Raw genomic sequence first — 24,151 nt, 5'->3', positions numbered from 1 at the left:
TCCCTGCTGTTTTTCTGTTTTGTCTTGTCAATTTTTGCGGGGGGAAGTATAATGAAGGACAGTACGAAAAAAGAAAAATGGGAGAAATAGGATGAAAGAGAAAATGAAACAACTGGCAAATTACTACAAGCCCTACCGTTTCCTGTTCTGGTCGGATATGGTGGTGGCAGTGATCGGCGCCGGGATTACGCTGGTGATACCGTTGATTGTCCGCTATATCACAAATCATGTGATTCACCTGGAAAATCCGCTGCCGATGATCCTGAAACTGGCGGTGCTGATGCTGGGGCTTGTGGTTCTGGAAGCCTTCTGTAACTTTTATCAGGCCTATTACGGTCACATCATGGGAGCGAAGATGGAACGCGACATGCGGGCGGAGATCTTCGAGCATTACCAGAAGCTGTCCTTCCATTTTTATGATAACCAGAAGGTGGGCCAGCTCCTCTCACGAATCACCAACGACCTCTTTGAGATCAGTGAGCTTTTACACCACGGACCGGAGGATGTGGTGATCTCCCTCATCAAGTTTGTGGGTTCCTTTATCATTCTCTGTACGATCAATCCGGCGCTTACGCTGGTGACGTTCGCTTTTCTGCCGCCGATTCTGATCTATGCTTTCCTCTTAAATGGAAGGATGAAGCGGGCTTTCAAGCTTCGGCGGGAAAAGATCGCGGATATCAATACCCAGATCGAGGACAGCCTGGCCGGCATCCGGGCCGTGAAATCCTTCGGAAACGAAGAGATCGAGATGGAAAAATTTGCCCAGGGAAATGAGGCTTTCGTGGACAGTAAACGGATCAGCTACCGCTATATGGGACTTTACCATTCCGGACTGGGAGCCATGACGACGATGGTGACGATCGGCGTTCTGGTGGCAGGGGCGGTCATGATGACAAACGGAAGACTGGAGCTTACTGATCTGATCACGTTCCTTCTCTATATCAACAACTTCACCGAGCCGGTGAAAAAGCTGATCGACTTTACCGAGCAGTTCCAGAACGGCTACACCGGTTACGAGCGTTTCCTGGAGATTATGAATGTAGATCCGGATATAAAGGATGCGCCGGATGCGGTGAAGCTTAGCGACGTAAAAGGAGATATCACCTTCGAGGACGTCTCTTTCCGGTACGAGGAAGGATTGGATAAGGTGTTAAGCCATGTGGATCTGAAGGTCCATGCCGGAGAATATCTCGCCATCGTGGGAAGCTCCGGAGGTGGAAAAACCACTCTCTGCAGCCTGATCCCGAGATTCTACGATGTGGATGAGGGACGGATCCTCATCGACGGAACCGATATCCGGAAAGTCCAGCTGAAAAATCTCCGGGATCAGATTGGTATCGTCCAGCAGGATGTATATCTTTTCGCGGAAAATGTCATGGAAAATATCCGTTACGGCCGGCCGGATGCCACCGATGAGGAAGTCATCGAGGCGGCAAAGCGGGCTAATGCTCACGAATTTATCGTGGAACTGCCAAACGGCTATGAGACTGATATCGGACAGCGGGGCGTGAAGCTTTCCGGAGGCCAGAAACAGCGCCTTTCCATCGCCAGAGTCTTTTTGAAAAATCCGCCGGTGCTGATCTTTGACGAGGCTACCTCAGCCCTCGATAACGAGAGCGAGAAGATCGTCCAGGAATCCCTGGAAAAACTGGCGAAAAACCGCACCACCTTTGTTATCGCCCATCGTCTTTCCACGATCCGCAACGCGGAGCGAATCCTTGTCCTGACTGAAAAGGGTATCGAGGAGGAAGGAACGCACGAAGAACTTCTTGCAAAAAACGGTATTTATGCAAAATTATATAGAAAATAGAAAGAAGGATAACAATGATTTCAGAAAAAATGCAGGGCTATGTAAAAAACAGTTCAGCGATCCGTGCCATGTTTGAGGAGGGCAAAAGGCTCGCTTCCATTTACGGGGCGGAGAATGTCTATGATTTCAGCCTGGGAAATCCCAATGTGCCGGCTCCAGAGGCGGTGAAAGAGGCAGCACTCCATGTTCTGAATGAGGAAGATTCCCTGATGGTTCATGGTTACATGAGCAATTCCGGCTATGAGGACGTGCGGAAAGCGGTGGCAGATTCTCTGAACAACCGTTTCGGAACCCACTATGACGAGAGCAATCTGGTGATGACCGTAGGTGCTGCCGGCGGAATGAATGTAATCTTCAAGACGCTGCTGAATCCGGGGAATGAAGTCATTGCCTTTGCTCCATATTTCGGAGAGTATCGCGCCTATGTGACCAATTATGACGGTGTTCTGAAGGTAGTATCGCCGAACACCGAGACTTTTCAGCCGAATCTTGAGGCGTTCGAGGAGCTCCTGACAGAGAAGACCAAGGCGGTCATCGTCAATACGCCGAACAATCCTACCGGCGTGGTTTATTCTGCGGAGACCTTGAGAAACCTTGCAGAGATTCTGGAGAAAAAGCAGAAGGAATATGGGACATCGATCTATCTCATATCTGACGAGCCGTATCGGGAGCTGGTATACGGCGGTGTGGAGGTTCCCTGGATTCCGGATTTCTACTGGAACACGATCGTGGGCTATTCCTTCAGTAAATCCCTGTCCCTTCCCGGCGAGCGGATCGGTTATCTGGTTCTGCCCACAGAGATGGACGACAGCGAGGCGATCAAGAATGCGGCCAATGTAGCCACCAGAATCCTGGGCTATGTCAATGCGCCATCCTTCTTCCAGAGAGTCGTGGCCCGGTGCCTGGAAGAGAAAGCCGATATCGCTTACTATGACAGAAACAGGGAAACACTTTATGAGGGGCTTAAGAAAGCCGGCCTTTCCTGCATCAAACCGGAGGGAGCTTTCTATCTCTTCGTGAAATCTCCGGTGGAGGATGAGAAAGAATTTTGTGAGGAGGCCAAGAAACAGAATCTTCTGCTGGTTCCGGGAAGTTCTTTTGCCTGCCCGGGCTATGTGCGTCTGGCCTACTGCGTTTCCTATGAGATGATCCTCCGCTCTCTTCCTCATTTTGAAGAGCTGATGAAAAAATACCGCTAATTAAGAGCATTATGACAGAAAGGGTAAAAAAATGAGAACATGGGAAAAAAATGTCCGCACGGTGGTTCCCTATACACCGGGAGAGCAGCCGAAATTTGTGGATGTGATCAAGCTGAATACCAATGAAAATCCGTATCCGCCTTCACCGAAAGTAAAAGAATGTCTGGAAAAAATGAACACAGAGGCTTTTCGTCTGTATCCGGAGCCGGCCTGCGATACCCTGGTGGATGCGCTGGCAGAAACCTATCACATGGATCGGGACGAGATTTTCGTGGGAGTGGGTTCCGATGATGTTCTGGCGATGTGCTTTCTGACCTTTTTCAATTCCGGAAAGCCGGTCTTTTTCCCGGATATCACCTATTCCTTCTACGATGTCTGGGCAGATGTGTTCCGGATTCCGTATGAGTGTCAGCCGCTGGATAAGGATTTCCGGATTGTGAAAGAGGATTATTACCGGGAAAATGGCGGCGTGGTCTTTCCGAATCCCAACGCTCCTACAGGAATCCTTATGGAGCTCTCCGAGATCGAGGATATCATCCGTCACAATCAGGACGTAGTGGTCATCATTGATGAGGCTTATGTGGATTTCGGCGGAAAGAGCGCTCTGGAGCTGGTTCACAAATATGACAATGTGCTGGTGGTGCAGACCTTTTCAAAATCCCGGTCCATGGCGGGTATGCGAATCGGTTATGCATTCGGAAGCAAGGTGCTCATCAAATATCTGAATGATGTGAAATATTCCTTCAATTCCTATACGATGAACCGCCCGGCCCTGGAGCTTGGCAAGGCGGCTCTTGCGGATCCGGCTTACTTTGAGGAGTGCTGCGGGAAGATCATCGCCACCCGGGAGCGGGTCAAGAAAGAACTTTCCAGACTGGGCTTTTCCTTCGGGGATTCCATGGCAAACTTCCTCTTTGTGACGCATGAGCGGATCTCTGCCCGGGAACTTTTTGAGGCGTTGAAGATCAAAAAGATTTTTGTGCGGTACTTCAACAAGCCCAGGATTGACAATTATCTCCGTATCACCATCGGTACGGATGAAGAGATGGATCAGTTGCTGGCATTTCTGAAAAAATACATTCAGGAGAATTAAAGATGGATGATACGATTCATAGAAGCTATGAAGGTTTCGCATATGTGTACGATACCTTCATGGACAATGTGCCCTATGAAGAGTGGGCGGAATATGTGACCGGTATTCTGGAAGAGTACGGCATTACCGACGGGCTGGTGCTGGATCTTGGCTGCGGTACGGGAAGCATGACGGAACTTCTGGCAGAGAAAGGTTACGATATGATCGGCGTTGATCTCTCCGCGGATATGCTGGAGATTGCCATGGACAAAAGAAGCCGCAAAGGTCTGGACATCCTCTATTTACAGCAGGATATGAGAGAGTTTGAACTTTATGGCACGGTCCGGGCCATCGTGTGCATCTGCGATTCTATCAATTATCTGGAGTCCGAGGAGGATCTTCTGGAGGTTCTGCGTCTGGCCAACAATTATCTGGATCCCGGCGGAATCTTCGTGTTCGATCTGAACACACCTTACAAATACCGGGAGATCCTCGGCGATTCCGTGATCGCGGAGAACCGGGAGGAGTGCAGCTTTATCTGGGAAAACACCTTCTACGAGGAAGATGGAGTGAACGAGTATGACCTCACCATTTTCCGAAAGGAGGAGGACGATCTTTATCGGAAATACGAAGAGACGCATTTCCAGAAAGCCTTTGAACCGGAACGGGTAAAAGAGCTGATCCGGGAGGCTGGAATGGAGTTTGTGGCGGAATATGACGCTTTTACCAGGGAGGCTCCGAAGAGCGACAGTGAACGCCTCTACTTTATTGCCAGAGAACAGGGCAAATGAAAAAACAGAAAGGTTTGGTTTTAAATATATGGGAGATTATATTGTAAGAGCAACGGCGGCAGACAATCAGATCCGTGCTTTTGCGGCAACGACAAGAGAACTGGTGGAGAAAGCGCGGCTTGCTCATAATACCAGTCCGGTGGCCACGGCGGCTCTCGGACGTCTTCTCACCGGCGGCGCCATGATGGGTGTCATGATGAAGGGCGAGAAGGATGTTCTGACCATTCAGGTGAAGGGTGACGGCCCTATCGGCGGCCTCACAGTGACGGCGGACAGCCAGGGTCATGTGAAAGGCTATGTGGACAATCCGGAGGTGATGCTTCCGGCCAATGCCCTTGGAAAACTGGACGTGGGCGGAGCCGTAGGTCACGGTATGCTTCGCGTGATCAAGGATATGGGCCTTAAGGAGCCCTATGTGGGTCAGGTGGCTCTGGAGACCGGAGAGCTCGGCGACGATCTCACCTATTATTTTGCTACCTCTGAGCAGGTGCCTTCCTCTGTGGGGCTGGGTGTTCTGATGGAGAAAGACAATACGGTGAAGCAGGCAGGCGGCTTTATCATTCAGCTGATGCCCTTTACCGATGAAAAAGTCATTGAAGCACTCGAGAAAAAGATTTCTGAGGTGCAGAGCGTGACAAGCATGCTGAATCAGGGAATGACGCCGGAGGATATTTTAAACGAACTCCTGGGAGAGTTCCAGCCGGAGATTTCAGAGAAGGTTCCCGCGGAATTTCACTGTGACTGCAGCAAAGAGCGGGTGGAAAAGGTGCTGGTAAGCTTAGGCGAGAAGGAACTGACCTCTATGATCAAGGAGGGCAATCCCATCGAACTCAAATGTCATTTCTGCAACAGCGGCTATACCTTTACGCCGGAGGAACTGAAGGAACTTCTGAAAAAAAGCCGATAGGAGGACTTTTGTCATGCGGGACGGTTTTATAAAAGTGGCGGCTTCAACGCCGGAGATCCGGGTAGCGGACGTAGATTACAATAAGGAACTCATCGCTCAGGGGATGGATCAGGCCTGGAAGGATGGAATCCAGCTTCTGGTTTATCCGGAGCTCTGTCTTACCGGCTATACCTGCGGGGATCTTTTCTGGCAGGAGGAACTTCTGGAGAAGGCGCGCCGGGGGCTTACAGAGCTTGTGATGCACAGCCTCGGAAAGAAAATGCTAGTCTTTGTGGGGCTTCCTTGGGAAAAGGACGGAAAGCTTTATAATGTGGCGGCGGTTATTTCTGACGGAGAGCTGCTGGGACTGGTGCCGAAGCGCTTTCTGCCGGCTTACTCGGAATTTTATGAGGAGAGAAACTTTACGCCGGGAGAGGAAGAAGTGACCTGGGTGACAGTGAATGGGAAGAGGGTTTCCTTCGGAAGTAAGATACTCTTTTCCTGCCCGGAGGTACGGGGGCTTTCTGTGGCAGCGGAGCTTTGCGAAGATCTCTGGACGCCGATGCCGCCCAGTATTTCCCATGCCATGGCAGGAGCGACGGTGATTGTCAACCTCTCTGCCAGCGACGAGACCACCGGGAAAAACAGTTACCGCAGAAATCTGATCTCCGGCCAGTCTGCCCGCCTGCTCTGCGGTTATGTCTACGCCAGTGCGGGAGAAGGCGAGTCCAGTACGGATCTGGTCTTTGGCGGCCATAACGTCATTGCGGAGAACGGAGTGATACTGGCGGAATCTCCGCTGTTTAAAAACAGCAGGATCGTGACGGAACTGGATATTCAGAGACTCCGGGCGGACCGGAGAAAACAGACCACTTTTTCTGTCAGAGGAAGGGAAGGCTACGAGGAGGTTCTCTTCCATCTGGAAGAGAGAGAGACGAAGCTGACCCGTTTTATTGATCTGGCTCCTTTTGTTCCCTCGGACGAGCGGCGGAAAGCGCAGCGCTGTGAGGAGATCTTCAGCATTCAGGCCATGGGGCTGAAAAAACGGCTGAAACATACGGGCTGCAAAAATGTTACCGTGGGAATTTCCGGGGGGCTGGATTCCACGCTTGCCCTCCTTGTAACGGCCCGGGCCTTTGATCTTCTCGGTATTGACAGAAGCTCCATCACGGCTGTGACCATGCCCTGCTTTGGAACGACAGATCGGACCTATAAGAACGCCTGTGAGCTCACGAGACGCCTGGGAGCTTCCTTAAAAGAGGTGGATATCAAGAAAGCGGTGCGCCAGCATTTTTCAGATATCGGTCACAGCGAGGAAGATCATGATGTGACCTACGAAAACTGCCAGGCCAGGGAGAGGACCCAGGTATTGATGGATATCGCCAACCAGTCCGGCGGCATGGTGATCGGAACCGGCGATATGTCCGAGCTGGCTCTGGGCTGGGCCACCTATAACGGAGATCACATGTCCATGTACGGCGTCAACGCCTCCGTACCGAAGACATTGGTGCGCCATCTGGTGCGCTATTATGCGGATACTTGCAAGGATGAGAGACTGAGTGCCGTGCTGCTGGATATTCTGGATACGCCGGTGAGTCCGGAGCTTCTTCCTCCCAAAGATGGAAAGATTGCTCAGAAGACAGAGGATCTGGTGGGACCCTACGAGCTTCACGATTTCTTCTTATACTATATCCTGCGTTTCGGCTTCCGACCGGCGAAAATCTATCGGCTGGCGCTTCTGGCCTTTGAGGGAACTTATGATAAAGAAGTGATCCTGAAATGGCTGAAGACCTTTTACCGGAGATTTTTCGCTCAGCAGTTCAAGCGTTCCTGTCTGCCGGACGGCCCGAAGGTGGGAACAGTAGCCGTTTCCCCGAGAGGAGATCTTCGGATGCCCAGCGATGCCAGCGCGGCGATCTGGCTTGTGGAACTGGAAGGACTGGGAAAATAAGAAAAACAGAATAAGTAAGGAAAATACAGGAAGACTGTTATGGAGAAAATCCATGGCGGTCTTCTTTTTTATAGAATTGTGCAGCCTGTTTTGCTGTTGGGCTGTTAGCAGCTGCCTTAGGAAGGATACCCAGATTATACCAGAACAAATATTCGAAAAATAGTCTTGATTTCAAAAAATATCTGTGCTATACTAGGAACAAACGTTCGAACAATGATGCAACCAGAGTAAGATCGTGCCGGGGAGACGGCAGAACGGAGTTTCTATGAAGATTACGGAACAGATGACGATAGGAGAAAAACTACATATCCTGACGGATGCGGCAAAATACGATGTGGCCTGTACCTCCAGCGGCAATGGACGCCGGGGGGACGGGAAAGGCATGGGAAACTGTGTAGAGGCCGGGATCTGCCACAGTTTTTCAGCGGATGGAAGGTGTATTTCCCTTCTGAAAATTCTGCTTACCAACGAGTGCGTTTTTGACTGTCATTACTGCGTTAACCGCTGTTCCAATGATGTGCCGAGAGCTGCCTTCACTCCGGACGAGGTCTGTCAGCTGACCATGGAGTTTTACCGCAGGAATTATATCGAAGGCCTGTTTTTAAGTTCCGGCGTTTTTCAGAACCCAGCCTTTACGATGGAGCTTCTCTACCAGACACTCTACCGGCTCAGAAAGGTCTATCATTTTCAGGGTTACATCCATGTGAAGGCAATTCCGGGGGCACCGGAGGAACTCATTGAGAAGACGGGCTTTCTGGCAGACCGCATGAGCATCAATCTGGAGCTGCCCACGGCGGATGCGTTGAAACGGCTGGCTCCTCATAAGAGCCGCCGGACCATTTTGACGCCGATGAGGCAGATCCAGACCAGGAGAAATCACAATCAGGAGGAACTGACCCTGTACAGGAGTGCTCCCCAGTTCGTGCCGGCGGGACAGAGCACCCAGATGATTATAGGGGCGTCGGGAGAGAGCGATTATGAGATCGTCTCTGTGGCGGAGTCACTCTATCAGCGTTTTGAACTGAAACGGGTCTTTTACTCTGCTTTCGTCCGGGTAAATGATGACAGTCTTCTTCCGGCATTGCCCGGAGGCCCGCCGCTTCTTCGGGAACACCGGCTTTATCAGGCGGACTGGCTTCTTCGCTACTATGGCTTTGAGGCGAAGGAACTTCTCTCGGAAAAACATCCAAATTTCAATGTGTTTCTGGATCCGAAATGCGACTGGGCGCTGGGACATATGGAGCATTTTCCGGTGGAGATCAACCGTGCCCCCTACGAGACGCTTCTTCGGGTGCCGGGCATCGGTGTGAAATCCGCCCAGAGGATTGTGAAGGCCAGACGGTTTTCCAGTCTGGATTTTGAGGATCTGAAGAAGATCGGTGTGGTGCTGAAGCGGGCTGTCTATTTTATCACCTGCAAGGGAAAGACGCAGTATCCGCTGAAGATGGATGAGGACTTTATTTTGAGGAATCTGTTGAGCCAGAGAGACCAGACACTTCCGGAGGTCGGGAACTATCAGCAGCTGAGGCTCTTTGATGACAGCCGTTTTTCAGACAGTCAGGCGGTGATGAAGCTGCTTCAGAGTTAGAGAACAAGAGGAGGAGATAAGATGAACCGGGTGATTTTTCAGTGCGAGGACAGTATGGAAGGGATCCTCACCGGAGTTTATGATGCCTGGGCCAGCAGAGTCGGCCATGACAGGGTAAAGCTGGAGGCAGGTCCGGATCATGAGATGGAGCTTTTTTCCGAATACCGGAGAGTGGAGACCGATGGAGAAAAGGCAGAAAAAGTGGCAGGGACGATCCGGCGGCGCATGGGTCAGAACTGCTGGGAGAGTATTTATCAGGCCACGCTGGCGGAAGAGAAGGAAAAAGCGGAGGCAGTCTACCGGAGCGTGGTGCTGGGGCTTTCCCTGGCCCAGAGGAAAAACGGCAGCGTTTACCGCCTGATGGAAAATATCCAGGAACCCTGTATTTTTCAGGTTATGACCTTATCCAGGACAGTAGCCAGGGAGGCTCATCGTTATCTTGGATTTATAAGGTTTCAGGAGATGAAAGGGAAACTTCTCTATTCGGAGATTGAGCCTTTCGGACAGATTCTGCCGCTGATTGGAGACCATTTCGCCAACCGTTATCCCGGGGAGCGTTTCCTGATTTTCGACAGGCATCATCAGATGAGTCTTCTTCATCAGCCGGGAGCTCCCTGGTATCTTTTCAGAGGGGAAGCGCCGAAGACAGAGCTTCTGGAGCAGTCGGACGGGGAAAAAGCCTATGAGGAGCTCTGGAAAAGGTTCGTGGATACGATCGCTATCCGGGAGCGGGAAAACGGAGGACTTCAACAGCAGCTTCTTCCGTTGAAATTCCGGAAATACATGACGGAATGGGGCTGATTTATTTTTTCTTTTGTCTTTTACGCGGAATGTGGTAAGATAGAGCAGCAGACCCGGCCGGAGAAAGCCGGGAAAAGGCTGGAGCCGGGAGGACAAAAGCGTGAAGACAATCCGTATTTCAGTGAGAAATCTGGTGGAATTTATTCTGAGAAGTGGCGATATTGATAACCGGAAGGGCGGGATAGCAGACAAGGAAGCCATGCAGCTGGGCAGCAGACTGCACCGGAAGATCCAGGGGCAGATGGGAGCTGATTACCGGGCAGAGGTGCCGCTGAAATATATGGAGACCTTTCCACTTTCCGGAAAGGAGAGCATGCCGGAAGATTCGGAAACGGGCAGCTATGAGCTTTCTGTGGAGGGCCGGGCGGACGGCATTTTTACAGAAGACGGGCAAGAGATTATAGATGAGATCAAAGGAATCTACCGTCCATTGATTTTTCTGGAGGAGCCGGTGGCGGTTCACCTGGCTCAGGCGAAATGCTATGCCTGTATCTATGCAGTGCAGAAGAAGCTTTCAAAGATTGGGATCCAGATGACCTACTGCAATCTGGAAAGCGAGGAGATCCGGCGGTTTCCCTATATTTATTCCACGGAGGAGCTTAAGGAGTGGTTCGATGAACTGATCCGGGAGTATCGAAAATGGTGCGAATTTCAGATTCTCTGGAAGGAGAAACGCCAGGCATCCATCCGGAAGATACGCTTTCCTTTTCCTTACCGGGAAGGCCAGAAAGATCTGGCGGCGGCAGTTTATCGGACCATTGAGCGGAAGAAGAAAATCTTTATTCAGGCGCCTACGGGTGTGGGAAAGACCATCTCCACGGTGTTTCCGGCGGTAAAAGCCGTAGGAGAGGGTCTGGGCGAGAAGATTTTTTATCTCACGGCGAAGACAATCACAAGGACGGTGGCGGAGGAGGCTTTCGGTCTCTTGAAAAAACAGGGTCTTTCCTATAAGGTGGTGACGCTGACGGCCAAGGAGAAGATCTGTCCTCTGGAGGAGGCGGAGTGTGATCCCGTCCACTGTCCCTATGCGAAAGGGCATTTTGACCGGATCAACGATGCGGTGTTTGAGATGCTCAAGGAGACAGACGATTTTTCCAGGGAGGCTCTTTTAAATCAGAGTGAAAAATGGAATGTCTGCCCTTTTGAGCTGAGTCTCGACGTCTCCACCTGGGTGGATGCGGTAATCTGCGACTACAATTATGTTTTTGATCCAACCGCCCATCTGAAACGCTTTTTCGGGGAGGGAAGCAGCGGAAAAGGTTCTTACATTTTTCTCATCGATGAGGCCCATAATCTGGTGGAGCGGGGAAGAGAGATGTACAGCGCCCTTCTCTATAAAGAAGATTTCCTGGAGGCGAAAAAGGTCATTCAGCAGAAAAACAAGGACAGCGGCCGTAATTACCGGGGAAAGAAGCTGGTGGGTCAGCTGGATCGGGTAAACCGTCAGATGCTGGCCTGGAAAAGAGAGTGTGAGGAAGGCTGCCGGGTGATGAAAAGTCTGGAAGGTTTTCCAGTAATGCTCATGAGTGCGGAGGGGCTTCTGGAGGAGTATCTGGAGGAGGAGCCGCCGGGGGAAGAGAGGAAAAAACTGCTGGATCTCTATTTTCAGATCGACCAGTTTTTCAAGATCGCGGACCGGCTGGATGAAAGCTATGTGATCTACAGCATGCTGGATGAGAACGGAAGTTTTCTGGTGAAGCTTTTCTGCATCGACACCTCGACGGCCATTCAGGAATGCCTGAATAAGGGAAACAGTACGGTTTTCTTCTCTGCAACCCTTCTTCCGGTGACTTATTATCAGAGCCTTTTAAGTCAGGCGAAGGACGATTACGCCGTTTATGCTAAAACACCCTTCCTGCCAGAACAGCGGCGGGTGCTCATCGGAAGGGATGTGAGCTCCCGCTATAAGCGCCGGGGGCCGAAGGAATATGAGCGGATTGCGGATTACATCAAGAAGACAGTTTCCGGCTGCAGGGGAAATTATATGGTATTCTTTCCTTCCTACAGGATGCTGGAGGACGTAGGAGCCAGCTTTGAAACGCGCTGGGGAGCAGAGTTTCGTACCCTCTATCAGAAAAGCGGTATGACGGAGGAAAAGAGGGAAGAATTTCTGAAGGCCTTTGAGGAGACGGAGGGCGAACAGAGCCTCATCGGCTTCTGCGTCATGGGCGGCATTTTCGGTGAAGGTATTGATCTTAAGGGAGAACGGCTGATCGGTGCTGTCATTGTCGGTACCGGGCTTCCCCAGGTCTGTGCGGAGCGGGAGCTTTTGAAAGACTATTATGACAGCCGGGGAATGGACGGTTTTGCCTATGCCTACCGGATTCCGGGCATGAATAAGGTCCTCCAGTCCGCGGGCCGGGTGATCCGGACAAAGGAGGATCGTGGCGTGATTCTTCTTCTGGATGAACGGTTCTGTGAATGGGAATACCGGGTAATGTTTCCGAGGGAATGGACAGATGTGAGAAGCTGCGGTCTCTGGAATGTGGAGGAAGAGCTCGCGGCCTTTTGGAAAAGTTGAGGGATTTCTTTCTTGAAAGATAGAAAGACCGGTGTTACAATGATGAGGTACAATCAGCGGATGTGCGAACAAAACACGCAGAATATGGAGGAAACTATGAGCAGCGTAAGAAGAGTTTATGTGGAAAAAAAGCCGGATTTTGCCGTTCAGGCGAAAGATTTGAAGCATGAAATCCACAGTTATCTTGGAATTTCCGAGGTGACTGGTGTTCGGGTTCTGATTCGTTACGATGTGGAACATATCTCAGACGAAGTCTTTGAGAAAGCATGCAGGACTGTTTTTTCAGAGCCTCCGGTGGATACTCTTTACCGTGAAAGTTTTAAGACCGGTCCCAGTGACCGGGTGTTTTCCGTGGAATTTCTTCCGGGACAGTTTGACCAGAGAGCAGATTCTGCCGTTCAGTGTGTGAAATTCCTGAAAGAGGATGAGGAGCCGATCATTAAATCAGCTACCACCTATGTCATTGAAGGAAACATCACCGACGAACAGTTTGAGGCGATCAAGAACCATTGCATTAACCCTGTGGATTCCAGAGAAACAGGCATGGAGAAGCCTGAGACACTGGAAACTCATTTTGACGAGCCGGAAGATGTAAAGATTTTTGACGGCTTCCAGGATATGCCTGAAGAAGAACTGAAAAAGCTCTATGACTCTTTAAATCTTGCTATGACCTTTAAGGATTTTCTTCATATTCAGAATTATTATAAAAATGAAGAGAAACGCAATCCTTCCGTGACAGAGATCCGTGTGCTGGATACCTACTGGTCCGACCACTGCCGTCATACCACCTTCTCCACAGAGCTTAAAAATGTGACTTTCGGCGACGGCGATTACCGCAAGCCCATGGAAGCAACCTATGAGGAGTATCTGAAGGATCACAAGGAGATTTTCAAGGGAAGAGACGATAAATTCGTCTGCCTGATGGATCTGGCTCTGATGGCCATGCGGAAGCTGAAAAAAGAAGGCAGGCTGGAAGATCAGGAGGAATCCGATGAGATCAACGCCTGCAGTATCGTAGTTCCGGTGGAGATCGACGGAAAGACTGAAGAGTGGCTGGTGAATTTCAAGAACGAGACCCATAACCATCCCACAGAGATTGAGCCCTTCGGTGGCGCTGCAACCTGTCTGGGAGGAGCTATCCGGGATCCGCTGTCAGGCCGTACCTATGTATATCAGGCCATGCGTGTGACCGGAGCTGCTGATCCGACCGTATCTGTGAAGGAGACGCTGAAAGGCAAACTGCCGCAGAAGAAGATCGTCCGCAGCGCAGCTCACGGCTATAGCTCCTATGGAAACCAGATCGGTCTGGCTACCGGTTATGTAAAAGAAATTTATCATCCGGATTATGTGGCAAAGCGTATGGAGATCGGCGCAGTTATGGGCGCAGCTCCGAGAAAAGCTGTCAAAAGAGAAAATTCGGATCCGGGAGATATCATCATTCTTCTGGGCGGACGGACCGGCCGTGACGGAATCGGCGGAGCTACCGGTTCTTCCAAAGTACATACAGAGGCTTCCATTGAGGTCTGCGGCGCAGAGGTGCAGAAAGGTAATGCTCCCACTGAGCGTAAGATCCAGCGTATGTTCCGTCGCCCGGAGGTCAGCAGCCTGATTAAGAAATGTAACGACTTCGGTGCGGGCGGTGTCTCTGTTGCCATCGGAGAGCTGGCTCCGGGCCTTCGTGTCAACCTCGACAAGGTGCCGAAAAAATATGCAGGTCTTGACGGAACCGAGATTGCCATTTCCGAGTCTCAGGAGCGTATGGCAGTTGTTGTGGATCCGAAAGATGTGGATGAGTTCCTCAAATATGCCAAGGAGGAGAACCTGGAGGCCGTAGAAGTTGCAGTCGTGACCGAGAGTCCGCGTCTGGTTCTGGTATGGAGAGGAAAAGAGATCGTAAATATCTCCAGAGCCTTCCTGGATACGAACGGAGCTCATCAGGAGACCGACGTTTATGTAGAGATTCCTTCCAAAAAGGATTCCTTCTTCAAACGGGAAGAGGTAGCCGATGTCAGAGCCAAATGGCTGGATACGCTGAAAGATCTGAATTGCTGCTCCCAGAAGGGACTGGTGGAAATGTTCGACAGTTCCATCGGTGCAGGCAGTGTTCTGATGCCTTACGGCGGAAAATATCAGCTCACTGAGACCCAGGCCATGGTAGCGAAGCTTCCGGTTCTCAAAGGAAAGACCGATACCGTTACCATGATGAGCTATGGTTTCGATCCCTATCTTTCCAGCTGGAGCCCTTACCACGGAGCAGTCTATGCAGTTCTGGAATCCGTATCCCGCATTGTGGCTGTTGGTGGAGATTACAGCAAGATCCGTTTCACCTTCCAGGAGTATTTCCGCCGCATGACGGAAGATCCGAAACGCTGGAGCCAGCCCTTTGCAGCCCTTCTGGGCGCTTACAGCGCACAGCTCAGCTTTGGTCTGCCCTCCATTGGTGGTAAGGACAGTATGTCCGGAAGTTTTAACGAGATTGATGTTCCGCCGACACTGGTATCCTTCGCAGTGGATGTGGCCAGTGATAAGAATATCGTGACTCCGGAGCTTAAGAAAGCAGGAGACAAACTGGTTCTTGTGAAGATCGAGAAGGATGAATATGACCTTCCGAAATATGATCAGGTGATGGATCAGTACGGAAAATTCCATGAGGATATCAAAGCTGGAAGAATCGTAGCTTCCTATGCGCTGGATGCCAATGGCCTGGCAGCAGCAGTGAGCAAGATGGCCTTCGGAAACGGTCTTGGTGTGAAGATTGAACATTCTGTGGATAAGAGAGATCTCTTTGAGGAAGGCTTCGGCTGCATCGTGGCAGAAGTTCCGTCCGAGAAGGTCGGTGAACTGGCCGTCACCTATACGGTAGTTGGTGAAGTCCTTGCAGAGCCGGTTCTCCGTTACTGCGATATGGAGCTGTCCCTCCAGGATGCAGAAAATGCATGGAAGAGTACTCTGGAAAAAGTCTTCAAGACTGTATCCGGCGAGACCACCAAAGGGGAAGAGTATCCGGATACCTGCTATCAGGCAGAAAGCGTCTATGTATGCAAACACAAGATCGCGAAACCCCGCGTATTTATCCCGGTATTCCCCGGCACCAACTGCGAGTATGACAGCACCAAAGCCTTTGAGCACGCAGGGGCAGAGGTGGATGTAAAGGTATTCAAGAACCTGACTGCAGAGGATATCCGCGATTCTGTCAATATTTTTGAAAAATCCATCGATCAGGCCCAGATCATCATGTTCCCCGGCGGCTTCTCCGCAGGCGACGAGCCGGATGGCTCCGCGAAATTCTTTGCGACGGCCTTCCAGAATGCAAAGATCAAAGAGGCCGTTATGCGTCTTCTGAATGAGAGAGACGGACTGGCCTTGGGTGTCTGCAACGGCTTCCAGGCCCTGATCAAGCTGGGACTGGTCCCCTATGGCGAGATCCGTGGTCAGAAAGAGGATTCTCCGACACTGACCTTCAACACCATCGGCCGTCACATTTCCAAGATGGTTTACACGAAGGTGGTCAGCAACAAGTCTCCGTGGCTCGCTCTGGCTGAACTCGGCAAAACCTATGCGATCCCCGCTTCTCATGGTGAGGGCCGCTTTGTGGCAAACGAAGAGTGGCTGAAGAAGCTCTTTGCCAATGGACAGGTGGCAACCCGTTATGTGGATGCGGATGGCAAGCTTTGTGTGGAGAACGAAGAGTGGAATGTAAACGGCTCCTATGCAGCCATCGAAGGAATCACGAGTCCGGATGGTCGTGTATTCGGAAAGATGGGTCATGCAGAGAGACGTGGCGATTCCGTAGCCATCAATATTTACGGCGACCAGGACATGAAGATCTTTGAGTCCGGTGTGGCATACTTCAAGTAAAGATAATAAAAGGGACAGCCCCTCAGTTGGAAGAATCTGACTGAGGGGCTGTTTGCATGGGAAAGAAGAGTTGGGGCGGAAAAAAGGCAACGCCTGCAACGTTATGAAACATTTTTAAACGAAAAAAAGTATTTTTTGACGCACTTTTATAAACAATCCATTCTGTGCAACTTATTGTTGCAGAAATAAAGAATTGCTTGAATAATAGCAAGGTATATACTATACTTTTCTTAATAAATTTTGTGCTTTTGACACAGGAAGCTCTGTCATCGGGACAAAACGAAAAGGAGAAGAAGAATGGATAAGATGAAGGTTTGTCACGATGTTCTGCGGGCTGAAAATCAGCCCTTTGCAGATGAGCGGGATAAGAAAAAATTCCTGGATCTGGTAGAGGAGCAGAAAAAGGAAAAGGAGCTGGATATTTTTGCTTTTTGCGTTACCGACGAGGAATGCCATTTTCTGGTGCTGGGCGATTCGGAGGGAAAGCTTGCCGAAGCGGCAGATGCCGTGGTGAAGAATTTCGCCGCCCATTACAGCGCGCATCATAAAGGCGAGGAAGTGCAGCTTGTACGGAAAAACAAGTCCCGGGAACTGATGGATCACGAAGAACTCATCGAAAGCTGCCGCAGGATCCATATGATCGCGATAGAACAGAAGCTGGCTCTGAAACCGGAAGATTACTGGTGGAGCAGTCTTGGGGAATACCGGAAACTGCCGCCTCGTCAGAGGGACATGGTAAATACCGGCGTGATACTGAAGTACCTGGATAGAAACCGGAACCGGGCGCTGGGAAAATTCCTGAAGCTTCATCGTTCTAATGAATAAAACGCTGCCGCTGGAAAAATATGACGCGAATACGAAAAAAATGTGTTATACTGGCAGTAAATAACAGCGGCAGAAAGGGGAAGGTTTATGAGTTTGGAAAATGAGATCATTGGAGTGGATCATCTGGGGATCCTGACGGGAGATCTGAAACGGGATGTGGCCTGGTATGAGGAGAAACTCGGCTTTGAGAAAATCCAGCAGCGGATCGTGGTGATGAACGGGAGAACAGAGATCGCTCTTCTAAAAAAAGAAAATCTGGTATTAGAACTGGTGGAACCGGCAGGAAGACTGAAAGATGAGGCTGCTCATCTGAGCAATGGAAAATGGGATCATTTTGCCATGGAGGCGCCGGAGCTTGAGAGGGAGGCTGCTCTTGCGAAGGAAAAAGGACTGAAGGTTCATCTGTCAACGCCGGAGGGGCTGACGTTCTATGAGCACCTGGGAGAAAAAGGCGTGCGGGGGATCAATTTTTACGGCCCCGGCGGGGAGGTTCTGGAGTTCTGCCGGGATGAGGCCCTTGCTTATCATGGAAAATCCGGACTTACCGGCTGGTCTCATCTGGCACTGAAGGTAGAAAATATGGAGAGTACGGAAAACTTTTATGGAAAGATGGGTTTCCGTACTATCAGCAGAGGGTATCTGTCCACACCGGAAGGCGATATTCAGATTCATTATCTGGAAAAGGCCGGCTTTGTCATTGAGGTATTGGAAATGATCGGTTCTGGACTGGAAGAGCTGAGACAGCGAAAAGAGGGAAGACTCGACCACATTGCCCTGCGGGTAAGAAATGCCCGGGAAGCCTTTGACGAGGCGAAAAAGAGCGGTTTTTCCATGCGGAATCACACGATTCAGGAGCTTCCTCTTCTGGAAAAAGGAATTCGTTTTTTCTTTGTCAGCGGGCCCGACGGAGAAAAAGTAGAATTTGTTGAAAAAATTTGAAAAATTCCCTTGACATTTCCAAAAGTCTATAGTATACTGAGTGAGCGTCAGGAAGTGATGAAAACGGAATGACAGCTTACATGGGGTCTTAGCTCAGCTGGGAGAGCATCTGCCTTACAAGCAGAGGGTCATAGGTTCGAGCCCTATAGGCCCCATGAATCTGGCGGAATAGCTCAGTTGGCTAGAGCACACGGTTCATACCCGTGGTGTCGAGAGTTCAAATCTCCCTTCCGCTACTACAAGATGATGGCAGAGCTTGTCATCATCTTTTTTCAAATTGCAGGTATAGTTCATCGGTAGAACGCTAGCTTCCCAAGCTGGAGAGACGGGTTCGATTCCCGCTACCTGCTCTTTCTATATATATTATTAATGAAGGAGCGTGAGTAATACATGGACGACAGTTCCGATGGAGATAACCATAAGGACAGAACAACTGCTTCATGTAGCATTATGAATAACTAGGAGGTATAGTCTGCGGAGAGTTTTCCGGAGGCTATACCTCTTTATGTTTATTCTGATGTAAAAAATTTGAAGGAGAAGAAATGATAGAAGCAGTTATTTTACAGGCGGTACTTATTTTTATCAATGCCATTTTTGCCAGTGCGGAGATCGCAGTGATCTCCATGAATGAGACCAAATTAAAGCACATGGTCCAGGAAGGAAATAAAAAGGCGGGAAAAATTTCCGCCCTGACGGAACAGCCGGCGAAATTTTTGTCAACGATCCAGGTGGCCATCACCCTGGCGGGTCTTTTGGGCGGCGCCTTCGCGGCGGATCATTTTGCAGACCCTCTTATCAGGAAACTGAGAGAACTGGGAGTTGCCCTGCCGGAGCAGGTGCTGCGTTCCATTGTGGTTTTGGTTATCACTTTAATTTTGACGTATTTCAGTCTTGTCTTCGGTGAGCTGGTTCCCAAACGGATCGCGATGAAAAAGACGGAGAAGCTGGCCCTTGGAATGTCCGGTCTGCTCTATGGCGTGTCAGTGGCCTTTGCCCCGCTGGTCTGGCTTCTGACAGCTTCCACCAACCTTGTCTTAAGGTTGATGGGTATCAATCCCAATGAGGAAGAGGTCGTGGTGACGGAGGAAGATATCCGGATGATGCTGGCGGAAGGAAACGAGCAGGGAACAATCCAGGAAGAAGAAAGCTGGATGATCAAAAATATTTTTGAGTTTGACGATACGACGGCAGGCCAGATCAGCACCCATAAAAGAGAAGCTGTCTGTCTTTATATGGAAGACAGCGAGGAGGAGTGGGCGGAGATTATTCAAAAGAGCCGCCACACCTATTATCCGATCTGCGGGGAAGATCAGGATGATATTATCGGAATCCTAAATACGAAGATTTATTTCCGTTCTGAACAGAAGGACCGGGATTTTATCATGAAACAGGCGGTGGAAAAGCCCTTCTTTGTCCCGGAGGAGATGAGAGCCAACGCTCTTTTCAATCAGATGAAACAGACACGCCATTATTTTGCAGTGGTGCTGGATGAATACGGCTGCATGTTTGGTATTGTGACGATCCATGACTTGATTGAGACGCTGGTGGGAGATCTGGAGGAGGAAAAAGGCCCGGCAGAACCGGCGGATATCGAGAAGCTGGATGAGAACACCTGGAGAATCCAGGGAGATACGAGTCTGGAGGACGTGGCAGAATGTTTTGATGAAAAACTTCCGACGGAAACCTACGATACCTTCAGCGGTTTTATCTCGGAGCTGATCGGCCGGATTCCGGAAGAAGGAGAGCATTTTGTCTGTGAATCAGAGCATTTGACGATTGAAGTCATGAATGTAAAAAATCATATCGTAGATTATGCCTTAGTAAAGAAAAAAAGATGATTTTTGTGCAAAACTTAAAAAAAATTAAGAAATTTAAGGAAATTTTCTCTGATATTTTATGAAAAAACCATGGACATTTGAATTTAAAAGTGATAAGATAAGCGACGTAATTTAGAAGAACAGGTGCGATCCCTTAAGGAATCGCTAATGAGGAGGAAAAAACTATGAAGAAAAAAGTTATGGCATTAGTTATGGTTGCAGCTGTTGCATCTCTTATGGCAGTAGGTTGCGGAAGCAAAACAAAAGAGACTGAGAAAGCTACCGAGGCAGCTACCACTGCAGCTACTGAAGCAGCTACCACTGCAGCAACTGAGGCAGCTACTACTGCAGCAACTGAGGCAGCTACTGAGAAGGCAACCGAGGCAGCTACTGAGAAAGCAACTGAGGCAGCTACAGAAGCAGCAACCGAGGCAGCAAGCACCGAGGCAGCTACTGAGGCATAATTTTTTGGAATATCGAAAAGGCCTTCCGGGAAACCGGGAGGTCTTTTTTGTAAGGAAAAAAGGATTGACAAACCCGCAGGGAATGAATAAACTGGTTACTGTGAAGAAAATCTCATAGATAAAAAGCAGAGAACGGAAAGAGTAGAAGAACAAAAGCTCCGTCAGAGAGAAACTGCCACTGGCTGAAAGCAGTTTTCGGGGAAGGTTTTTTGAAAGTGCATCCGGGAGCTGATCAGGAGAACGGCGAGAGCCCCAACCTGGTCCGTAGCGCATACGTTACATGCAGGAAGAGTGAAGATCATTAGATCTTTAGTAGAGTGGAACCGCGGATCATTTCGTCTCTAATGGAGAGATGGAGTGGTTCTTTTTTTATTATAAGAAAGGAGCAGAACAATGCGGGTAGGAATGGGATATGATGTCCATCGCCTGGTGGAAGGCAGAAAACTGATCCTGGGTGGCGTGGAGATTCCTTATGAGAAAGGACTTCTGGGCCATTCGGATGCGGATGTCCTGATCCATGCGATCATGGATGCTCTTTTGGGAGCAGCGGCTCTGGGAGATATCGGCAAGCATTTTCCGGATACGGATCCTCAGTATAAAGGCATCTCCAGCGTGGAGCTTTTAAAACATGTGGCAAAGCTTCTGGACGAAAACAATTATGTCATCGAAAATATCGATGCGACGGTCATTGCCCAGAGGCCGAAGCTTCGTCCTTACATGGAAGAGATGACGAAAAATGTTGCCGGGGCTCTGGGAATTGAGGAGAACCGTCTGAACCTCAAAGCCACGACGGAAGAGGGCCTGGGTTTTACCGGAACCGGTGAAGGGATGGCATCTCAGGCCATCTGCTCTCTGGTGGGGCTTATGGATTATGCCGGTTCAGACCGGGACGCGCTTTCAGGCTGCGGCAGCTGTCCGGGATGCAGGCGCTAAATACAGGAAAAGGAGATCGAACATGAAATTATACAACACACTGACAAAGAAAAAAGAAGAATTTGTGCCGCTGGAGCCGGGAAAGGTCAAGATGTACGTCTGCGGCCCCACGGTTTATAACTTTATCCATATCGGAAATGCCCGCCCGATGATCGTTTTTGACACAGCCCGCCGTTACATGGAGCACAAGGGCTACGAGGTCAACTATGTGTCCAACTTTACCGATGTGGATGATAAAATCATCGCAAAAGCCAACGAGGAAGGCGTTTCCTCCAAAGAAGTTTCCGAGCGTTACATCAAAGAGTGTCAGAAAGATATGGCTGGAATGAACGTCAAACCCGCGACCACCCATCCCAAGGCTACCGAGGAGATCGGCGGAATGGTGGAGATGATTTCTACTCTCATGGAAAAAGGCTATGCCTACAATGTAAACGGCACCGTTTATTTCCGCACCCGCAAATTCTCCGAGTACGGAAAACTTTCCCACAAAAATCTGGACGATCTGAGAAGCGGCGGCCGTTCCCTTCTCGTGACTGGTGAGGATCAGAAGGAAGATCCCCTGGATTTCGTTCTCTGGAAACCGAAAAAAGAGGGCGAGCCCTCCTGGCCTTCACCCTGGAGCGACGGCCGTCCCGGCTGGCATATTGAGTGCTCCGTCATGTCAAAAAAATATCTGGGTGAGGAGATCGATATACATGCCGGCGGCGAGGATCTGATCTTCCCGCATCATGAGAACGAGATTGCCCAGAGCGAATGCTGCAACGGCGTGCCCTTTGCCCGCTACTGGCTCCACAACGCTTTCCTGAACATCGACAACCGGAAGATGAGCAAATCTCTGGGCAATTTCTTTACTGTTCGTGAGATCGGCGAGAAATACGATCTTCAGGTGCTGCGTCTCTTCATGCTGAGCGCTCATTACAGAAGTCCCTTAAACTTCAGCGCCGAGCTGATGGAAGCCTCCAGAAACTCTCTGGAGCGTATTCAGAACGCCGTGGGCAACCTGAATCATCTCCTGGCAAATGCCAGCGCAGAGGAGCTGACAGAGGAAGAAAAAGAGCTGGTTTCTCAGCTTTCTTCCTATGAAGAAAAATTTGATGCCGCCATGGATGACGACCTCAACACGGCGGACGCTCTGGCCGCTATTTTTGAGCTGGTTCGTTTTGCAAATACCCATGCCGGCGAGGAAAGCTCAAAAGCCTTCCTTTCTGCCCTGAAAGAAAAGATCGTTTCCCTTTCCGATGTGCTGGGTCTCATCGCTGAGAAGAAAGAAGAAATGCTGGATGCTGATATCGAAGCTCTCATTGAGGAACGTCAGGCAGCCAGAAAGGCAAGAAACTTTGCAAGAGCAGACGAGATCCGCAATGAACTTCTTTCCAAAGGAATCGTGCTGGAAGATACACGGGAAGGTGTCAAATGGAAAAGAGCGTAATGGATCTGCCTGAGATCCTGAAAGAACAGTTCGGAGGCGAGACTGCGGATATCCGCACCTACTCGCCTCTGGTCCTGGCCTATATCGGGGACGGCATCTACGATCTGGTGATCCGTACCCTGATCGTGCGCCACGGCAGCTGCCAGCCCAACAAGCTTCACAAGAGGACCAGCGCCCTGGTAAAGGCTTCCGCTCAGTCGGAGATGATTGATAAACTTATGGAGAGCCTGACGGAGGAGGAGCTGGCCGTTTATAAACGGGGCAGAAATGCCAAATCCTATACGATGGCGAAAAATGCCACGATGAAGGACTACCGGAAGGCCACAGGCTTTGAAGCGCTGATGGGATATCTTTATCTGAAAGGCGAGACGGAGAGGCTGGTATCACTGGTGAGAGAAGGCCTGGGAGACACCTGGGCGGAGGAAAAGAAAGAAGAGGACAGAGCATGAGATATGAAGAACTGACCATCGAAGGAAGAAACGCGGTTCTGGAAGCGTTCCGTTCCGGAAAGACCATCGACAAGCTGTTCGTGCAGGACGGCTGCAAGGACGGTCCGATTTTGAGTATCACCCGCGAGGCGAGAAAACACGATACCCTGATCAAATATGTACCAAGGGAACGTCTGGATCAGCTCTCTGAGACCGGCAAGCATCAGGGCGTCATCGCCTATGCGGCAGCTTACGAGTATGCCGAGGTGGAGGATATCCTGAAAAACGCCAGAGACAAAGGGGAAGAGCCCTTTATTTTCCTTCTGGACAATATTGAGGATCCCCACAATCTGGGAGCCATCATCCGTACCGCAAACCTGGCAGGAGCTCACGGGGTCATTATCCCGAAAAGGCGAGCGGTAGGTCTGACTGCTACGGTAGCAAAAACTTCCGCCGGAGCATTGAACTATACGCCGGTGGCGAAGGTGACGAACCTTGCTGCAACCATTGACGAGCTGAAAAAAGAGGGACTCTGGTTTGTCTGCGCCGACATGGGCGGAGAGAGCATGTACCGCCTGAACCTCAAAGGGCCGATTGGTCTGGTCATTGGAAACGAAGGAGAGGGCGTCAGCCGCCTGGTAAAAGAGAAGTGTGACTACATTGCCTCCATCCCGATGAAGGGCGATATTGACTCTCTGAATGCCTCTGTGGCAGCCGGTGTTCTGGCCTATGAAATTGTGCGTCAAAGACTGAATTGAATGTACTGATTAAAAAACAAAAAAAACTTGAAAAAAGTAGTTGACATTTTCGGGGAGTTATAGTAGTATACTTAACTGTAG

General features: G+C 50.1%; 18 protein-coding genes, 3 tRNA genes and 1 other annotated feature. All 21 genes read left to right on the top strand.

All coding sequences use genetic code 11. The features are described 5' to 3' along the window. Positions 1-91 precede the first annotated feature (91 nt). Positions 92-1,810, top strand: coding sequence for an ABC transporter ATP-binding protein (locus tag LKD71_RS04775; protein ID WP_227614567.1), 1,719 nt, complete (start codon positions 92-94; stop codon positions 1,808-1,810). Positions 1,811-1,824: 14 nt separating this feature from the next. Next, complete coding sequence (locus LKD71_RS04770) at positions 1,825-3,009, top strand: pyridoxal phosphate-dependent aminotransferase (RefSeq protein WP_227614566.1); 1,185 nt, start codon at positions 1,825-1,827, stop codon at positions 3,007-3,009. Positions 3,010-3,040: 31 nt separating this feature from the next. Further along, positions 3,041-4,102, top strand: coding sequence for a histidinol-phosphate transaminase (hisC, locus tag LKD71_RS04765; protein WP_178046488.1), 1,062 nt, complete (start codon positions 3,041-3,043; stop codon positions 4,100-4,102). A 2-nt stretch (positions 4,103-4,104) separates the two neighbouring features. Beyond that, positions 4,105-4,872, top strand: a complete 768-nt coding sequence (locus LKD71_RS04760; RefSeq protein WP_227614565.1) for a class I SAM-dependent DNA methyltransferase — start codon at positions 4,105-4,107, stop codon at positions 4,870-4,872. 28 nt (positions 4,873-4,900) lie between these two features. Continuing rightward, positions 4,901-5,779: an Hsp33 family molecular chaperone HslO gene (gene hslO, locus LKD71_RS04755; protein ID WP_178046486.1), complete on the top strand. Its 879-nt coding sequence runs from the start codon at positions 4,901-4,903 to the stop codon at positions 5,777-5,779. A gap of 13 nt (positions 5,780-5,792) precedes the next feature. Beyond that, positions 5,793-7,709 carry an NAD(+) synthase gene (locus LKD71_RS04750; protein ID WP_227614564.1) on the top strand — a complete coding sequence of 639 codons (1,917 nt, stop codon included), beginning with the start codon at positions 5,793-5,795 and terminating at the stop codon, positions 7,707-7,709. Positions 7,710-7,974: 265 nt separating this feature from the next. Then, positions 7,975-9,297, top strand: coding sequence for a putative DNA modification/repair radical SAM protein (locus LKD71_RS04745; RefSeq protein ID WP_178046575.1), 1,323 nt, complete (start codon positions 7,975-7,977; stop codon positions 9,295-9,297). Positions 9,298-9,318: 21 nt separating this feature from the next. Next, positions 9,319-10,098, top strand: coding sequence for a TIGR03915 family putative DNA repair protein (locus tag LKD71_RS04740; protein ID WP_227614563.1), 780 nt, complete (start codon positions 9,319-9,321; stop codon positions 10,096-10,098). 100 nt (positions 10,099-10,198) lie between these two features. Next, the gene (locus LKD71_RS04735) at positions 10,199-12,619 is read left to right on the top strand and encodes an ATP-dependent DNA helicase (RefSeq protein WP_227614562.1); all 2,421 of its coding nucleotides are present in this window, start codon (positions 10,199-10,201) and stop codon (positions 12,617-12,619) included. A 96-nt stretch (positions 12,620-12,715) separates the two neighbouring features. After that, positions 12,716-16,477 (top strand): phosphoribosylformylglycinamidine synthase, encoded by a 3,762-nt coding sequence (locus LKD71_RS04730; protein WP_227614561.1) that lies wholly within the window; start codon positions 12,716-12,718, stop codon positions 16,475-16,477. Positions 16,478-16,774: 297 nt separating this feature from the next. Beyond that, a complete protein-coding gene (locus tag LKD71_RS04725) occupies positions 16,775-17,302 on the top strand; it encodes a hypothetical protein (protein ID WP_227614560.1) in 528 nt (175 codons plus the stop codon). A gap of 87 nt (positions 17,303-17,389) precedes the next feature. Further along, the gene (locus LKD71_RS04720) at positions 17,390-18,241 is read left to right on the top strand and encodes a VOC family protein (RefSeq protein ID WP_227614559.1); all 852 of its coding nucleotides are present in this window, start codon (positions 17,390-17,392) and stop codon (positions 18,239-18,241) included. Between the two features lie 82 nt (positions 18,242-18,323). After that, positions 18,324-18,396, top strand: a tRNA-Val gene (locus LKD71_RS04715). 7 nt (positions 18,397-18,403) lie between these two features. After that, positions 18,404-18,477, top strand: a tRNA-Met gene (locus LKD71_RS04710). Positions 18,478-18,520: 43 nt separating this feature from the next. Beyond that, positions 18,521-18,591 (top strand) — tRNA-Gly (locus LKD71_RS04705). A 192-nt stretch (positions 18,592-18,783) separates the two neighbouring features. Then, positions 18,784-20,079, top strand: a complete 1,296-nt coding sequence (locus LKD71_RS04700; protein ID WP_227614558.1) for a hemolysin family protein — start codon at positions 18,784-18,786, stop codon at positions 20,077-20,079. Between the two features lie 164 nt (positions 20,080-20,243). After that, positions 20,244-20,522, top strand: a complete 279-nt coding sequence (locus LKD71_RS04695; protein ID WP_227614557.1) for a hypothetical protein — start codon at positions 20,244-20,246, stop codon at positions 20,520-20,522. A gap of 119 nt (positions 20,523-20,641) precedes the next feature. Then, positions 20,642-20,868 (top strand) — a binding site (T-box leader). A gap of 47 nt (positions 20,869-20,915) precedes the next feature. Next, the gene (ispF, locus tag LKD71_RS04690; RefSeq protein WP_227614556.1) at positions 20,916-21,455 is read left to right on the top strand and encodes a 2-C-methyl-D-erythritol 2,4-cyclodiphosphate synthase; all 540 of its coding nucleotides are present in this window, start codon (positions 20,916-20,918) and stop codon (positions 21,453-21,455) included. Between the two features lie 22 nt (positions 21,456-21,477). Next, a complete protein-coding gene (gene cysS / locus LKD71_RS04685; protein ID WP_227614555.1) occupies positions 21,478-22,884 on the top strand; it encodes a cysteine--tRNA ligase in 1,407 nt (468 codons plus the stop codon). Next, on the top strand, positions 22,869-23,333 hold the full coding sequence (locus LKD71_RS04680) for a Mini-ribonuclease 3 (protein WP_227614554.1): 465 nt from the start codon (positions 22,869-22,871) through the stop codon (positions 23,331-23,333). Before cysS ends, LKD71_RS04680 begins: the two co-directional genes overlap by 16 nt. Continuing rightward, on the top strand, positions 23,330-24,070 hold the full coding sequence (gene rlmB, locus LKD71_RS04675; RefSeq protein WP_178044913.1) for a 23S rRNA (guanosine(2251)-2'-O)-methyltransferase RlmB: 741 nt from the start codon (positions 23,330-23,332) through the stop codon (positions 24,068-24,070). Before LKD71_RS04680 ends, rlmB begins: the two co-directional genes overlap by 4 nt. The last annotated feature ends 81 nt before the right edge of the window (positions 24,071-24,151 follow it).

It is taken from the genome of Fusicatenibacter faecihominis (assembly GCF_020686945.1).
GTDB classification, from domain to species: domain Bacteria; phylum Bacillota; class Clostridia; order Lachnospirales; family Lachnospiraceae; genus Limivivens; species Limivivens faecihominis.
The sequence above is the reverse complement of the archived record's forward strand: the minus strand, read 5'-3'. Positions and strand labels throughout refer to the sequence as shown.